The sequence below is a fragment of the uncultured Limosilactobacillus sp. genome (genome assembly GCF_934202235.1).
GTDB lineage: Bacteria > Bacillota > Bacilli > Lactobacillales > Lactobacillaceae > Limosilactobacillus.
In genome coordinates, this window is sequence record NZ_CAKPXS010000069.1 from 1 (window position 1) to 4,603 (window position 4,603).

General features: G+C 49.0%; 5 protein-coding genes. 4 read left to right on the top strand and 1 reads right to left on the bottom strand.

Annotated features, from left to right (window positions below; translation table 11 throughout):
* Nucleotides 1-259, bottom strand: a 259-nt coding sequence (locus Q0E49_RS07825; protein WP_295747774.1) for a DUF1361 domain-containing protein, incomplete at its 3' end; no start/stop codon positions are given.
* Between the two features lie 120 nt (nt 260-379).
* Between Q0E49_RS07825 and cdaA the strand changes: the two genes are divergently transcribed.
* The 4 genes from cdaA to Q0E49_RS07845 form a co-directional block, all read left to right on the top strand.
* Nucleotides 380-1,228, top strand: a complete 849-nt coding sequence (cdaA, locus tag Q0E49_RS07830) for a diadenylate cyclase CdaA (protein ID WP_295747777.1) — start codon at nt 380-382, stop codon at nt 1,226-1,228.
* On the top strand, nt 1,218-2,069 hold the full coding sequence (locus Q0E49_RS07835; protein WP_295747780.1) for a CdaR family protein: 852 nt from the start codon (nt 1,218-1,220) through the stop codon (nt 2,067-2,069). The genes cdaA and Q0E49_RS07835 overlap by 11 nt, the downstream gene beginning before the upstream one ends.
* 34 nt (nt 2,070-2,103) lie before the next feature.
* Entirely contained in the window at nt 2,104-3,459 is a 1,356-nt protein-coding gene (gene glmM / locus Q0E49_RS07840) for a phosphoglucosamine mutase (protein WP_295747783.1), read from the top strand.
* Between the two features lie 154 nt (nt 3,460-3,613).
* Nucleotides 3,614-4,603, top strand: a 990-nt coding sequence (locus tag Q0E49_RS07845) for an isomerizing glutamine--fructose-6-phosphate transaminase (RefSeq protein WP_295747786.1), incomplete at its 3' end; no start/stop codon positions are given.

Sequence of the window (4,603 nt, forward strand, 5' to 3'; positions counted from 1 at the left end):
ACCAGGCAAGGTGAAAGAGGTCTGTGATGACATAAGGAGCGTTAGGGTAAAACATCACCCATAAAACTAGTAGGACACAAAAGGCTAGTGAGCGTCTGTCGGCAAAGTGCCGCAATTGAAAGCCGAGTTCAATCGGGACGTACGCTAGGAAAACGTTAAAAGCCATAAAGTGATAGGGGGCTTTCATGACTAATTTGAGTAAAATGATCCAGCCAATTAAAAAAAGCCGGATCTGCCAGTTTGTACTTATTCTCTTCATTTTCTTCCCTCCGTTCCCTCCATGTTACCAAAGTTTGCCGGCCATGGCGGTTAATGTTTTCGGTCAAGGAGGCGGGGATGATGATATAATATGAAAGTGATATCAACTGGAGGCATTGCAATGCAGATTTTTTCGTCATTGCTGACTTGGCATTCGCTCGTCAGCTTAGTTGACATTCTCTTTATTTGGCTGCTGATCTACGAAATGCTCCTCCTTGTCCGAGGAACGAAGGCTGTTCAACTTTTCCGGGGAATTATTATTATCCTGGTAATCAAGCTGATCAGCTGGTATGTCGGCCTGAGCACCGTTTCATGGCTGATGGATCAGATTATCAATTGGGGTGTCATCGCCATCGTCGTTATTTTCCAGCCAGAAATTCGGCGGGGACTAGAACGCCTCGGCCGTGGGAATGTTTTCACTCATAAGCACAGTGGAAACGCTGAGGCTGAGGACCTGATTCAGCAACTAGATAAGGCCATCCAATACATGTCGAAACGACGGATTGGGGCCCTTATTAGTATTCAGATGGATACCGGCCTAGAAGAATATATTGAAACTGGGATTCCGCTTGACGCTAAGGTGACAGGGGCGCTGTTAATTAATACCTTTATCCCAAACACGCCGCTTCATGACGGGGCAGTCATCATTAAAGACGACCGAATTGCCGTGGCCGCAGCTTATCTGCCATTGTCAGACAGTAAGCTGATCCCGAAGGAATTAGGGACTCGCCACCGGGCAGCCGTCGGGATTAGTGAAGTCACAGATGCGTTGACCATTGTCATTTCCGAGGAAACCGGGGAGGTCTCCCTGACGAAGGATAATGAGCTGATGCGTAATATGTCGCAAAAGGATTATATTAAGTTCATGCGTTCGCAACTTTACAGTCATACTGAAGAGACTGCGAATAGCTGGGTTGTAGGTGCCGTGGGGCGCCTCTTCGGCAGAGGAGGTGGCAGCGATGAAAAGTAATCGCAACAATGATTCCTTCTTCAGTAACATCTGTGTGTTGCGGATTTCATCACTGATTTTGGCAATTTTCCTGTTTATCTATGTTAATGGTAGTAAGGACGGCTTCCTGCGTCAGAACACCCGCACAGGGGATAACAGTGCGCTGATGTCCAACCGGTCGGCAACAATTAAAATGCCCTTGCAGTTAAAGGTCAATAGTCAGCGTTACGTGATTACCGGATATCCACAATATGTTCGCGTGAAAGTGAGTGGGCCATCTGCACTTGTTACCACGACCGCCAATACCCAGAACTTTAAGGTTTATGCGGACCTTTCTAAACTTGGGATTGGTCACCACACGGTCAAGTTGAAGACTTCGGGCTTGAATTCTGAACTACGGGCTGCATTGACACCTGAGAAGATTAAAGTTAATATTCAACCCCGGGCGACAACGACAGTTCCCGTTGAAGTTCGCTTGAGTTCCAAAACCGTTAATGGCGGATATGAAGTCGGGACACCGAAGAGCTCGATGAGTAACGTGCAGGTCAGTGGAGCCCGCGATGAAGTGCGGCGGGTTGCGAAGGTGGTGGCGGAAGTCAATGTTCCAAAGAACGCCACTAGTGACCTGCACCGGCAAGCAACGTTGCAGGCGGTGGACAAACATGGCCGGATTCTGAACGTCATTATTAGCCCTAATAACGTCAGTGTCACTGTGCCGATTAGCTCCAACGGGATGACAAGTAGCAGCAACAGTAGTAAGGACTCGTCATCTGACAGTTCAAGCAGCTCGTCAACTAAGAATAACCAACATGACGACGATAGCAGTACCGAAAGCAGTAATGCTAACTCGTCCAACCAATAACAACCTAATAACTTAAGAAACGAGGAATTTGATAATGGATTTGAAATACTTTGGTACTGATGGGGTTCGCGGTGTGGCGAACGAAGACCTTAGTCCGGAACTAGCTTTTCAGCTGGGACGGACGGGTGGCTATGTCCTCACTCAGCACTCAGAACGGAAGCAACCGCAGGTGTTAGTTTCGCGTGATACCCGGATTTCCGGACAGATGTTGGAAAACGCGCTGGTTGCGGGATTGCTGTCAGTCGGCATTGAAGTCCTGCGTCTCGGGGTGGTTACCACGCCGGGGGTAGCATACCTCGTCCGGGCTCAGGAGGCGGACGCTGGGGTAATGATTACCGCTTCGCATAACCCGATCAAGTACAATGGGATTAAGTTCTTCGGTTCTGATGGCTTTAAGCTGTCTGATGAGCTGGAAGCAGAAATCGAAACACTTCTCGATGCATCAGCAGATCGTCTGCCACGGCCGTCGGCAGAAGGACTGGGATCAGTGGAAGACTACCGCGAAGGCGGCTTGAAGTACGTCTCATTCTTGGAGCAAACGGTCTCAACGGACCTGAGTGGGCTGAAGATTGTCGTCGATGCTGCCAATGGGGCGACGAGCCCCTTTGTTTCCAACCTCTTTGCGGACTTAAACGTGAATTTCAGTACGATTAACGACACGCCTAACGGGTTAAATACCAACCTTAATTGTGGTTCGACACACCCTGAATCGCTACAAAAAGCGGTCGTTGAACAGGGAGCCGACCTGGGGGTGGCTTTTGACGGCGACGGTGACCGTTGTATCGCAGTTGATGCTGATGGCAACTTGATCAATGGTGATAAGGTGATGTACATCTGTGGAGCTGCCATGGATGAGAAGGGTAAATTGAAAAAAGACACCATCGTGACGACAGTCATGTCTAACATGGGAATGTATAAGGCCATGGAAGCCAACGAAATGCATGGCGTGCGGACGAAGGTAGGCGACCGTTACGTAGTGGAGGAAATGTTAAAGGATGGCTATAACCTGGGTGGTGAACAATCAGGTCACGTCGTCTTCCTCGACTACAACACGACCGGTGACGGAATGCTAACGGCATTGCAGTTAATGTCTGTCGTGGCCGCTTCCGGAAAGACGTTGGCTGAACTGGCAGCACCGGTTCAGGACTACCCGCAGGAGCTGGTCAACGTCAAGGTTGACGATAAAAAGGCAGCGATGAAAAATGAGACATTGCTGGCAGCCATTGACAAGGTCGAACACCGGCTTCACGGTGATGGGCGGGTCCTGGTACGGGCCAGTGGAACCGAACCGCTGATTCGTATTATGGCAGAGGCGCCGACCAAGGAACAATGCCACGATATTGTAACCGAAATTTTTGAAGTGGCGAAGGCCACTGTTGGTGTTGAATAGTTGAATAATAGAAGTTAAAAGTAATCGCGTTTGCTAAATCACTGATTGGTTGACATTGGCAAACGCGTTTTTGTATCATGTTACCTGGTTTCTAGTTATTTCAATTACTGATAATGAACTATTTAAATGAAGTTAAATGTAAAGGGTGAACATTATGTGCGGAATTGTTGGTGTTACCGGAAATAAGCGAAGTGTGAACATCTTACTTAACGGCCTCAAGGCGTTGGAATACCGGGGGTACGATTCAGCGGGGATCTACGTTAATGACCAGGAGGGACACGACTACCTAGTCAAGCGGACTGGGCGGATTAAGAACCTGGAGCAGGCGATTAACGAGCAGGGCAACGTCCATGGCACTGCTGGAATCGGCCACACTCGTTGGGCAACGCACGGTGAACCGAGTGAAGCCAATGCCCATCCGCAGTTCTCTAGCGATAACCGTTTTTACCTGGTACACAACGGGGTAATCGAAAACTACCAACAACTGAAGGATGAATACCTATCAGACGTTGATTTCAAGAGTCAGACGGATACGGAAGTAATTGTTCAGCTGGTTGACTGGTTTGTGCTGAACAACCACATGGATACCCGTAGTGCCATGCTGAAGGTTTTACGGTTAATTAGTGGTGATTCATCATACGCGTTCGTTTTGATGGACCGGCAACAGCCGGACACCCTCTTTGTGGCCAAAAACAAGAGCCCATTGTTGATCGGCCTGGGGGATGGCTACAACATGGCTGGTTCTGATGCCATGTCCATGATTAAAGAAACTAACCGCTTCATGGAGCTGGAAGATCATGAACTGGTGATTGTTAAGCCAGACCACGTCTCAATTACCAGCTTTGATGGTGAAGAAAAGAAACGGCAGCCGTTCACCGTCGATATGGACCCGTCAGCCGCTGACAAGGGCGCTTACCCGTTCTACATGCTGAAGGAAATTGATGAGCAGCCAGCGGTTATGCGTCACCTGGTTTCTGAATACCTGCCAGGGGACGGGAAGCCACAGGTCGACGATGACTTGCTGTCAGCCATGGCGGCAGCAGACCACTTGTACATTATTGGTGCCGGAACCAGTTATCACGCTGGCTTAGTTGCCCAACGGGCCTTTGAAAAGTTAACGGGAATTCACACGTCTGTTCATATT

Bases quoted from the DNA above. Each gene is read 5' to 3' on its own strand.
- cdaA (WP_295747777.1), top strand. From the start codon at position 380: ATGCAGATTTTTTCGTCATTGCTGACTTGGCATTCGCTCGTCAGCTTA.
- Q0E49_RS07835 (WP_295747780.1), top strand. From the start codon at position 1,218: ATGAAAAGTAATCGCAACAATGATTCCTTCTTCAGTAACATCTGTGTG.
- glmM (WP_295747783.1), top strand. From the start codon at position 2,104: ATGGATTTGAAATACTTTGGTACTGATGGGGTTCGCGGTGTGGCGAAC.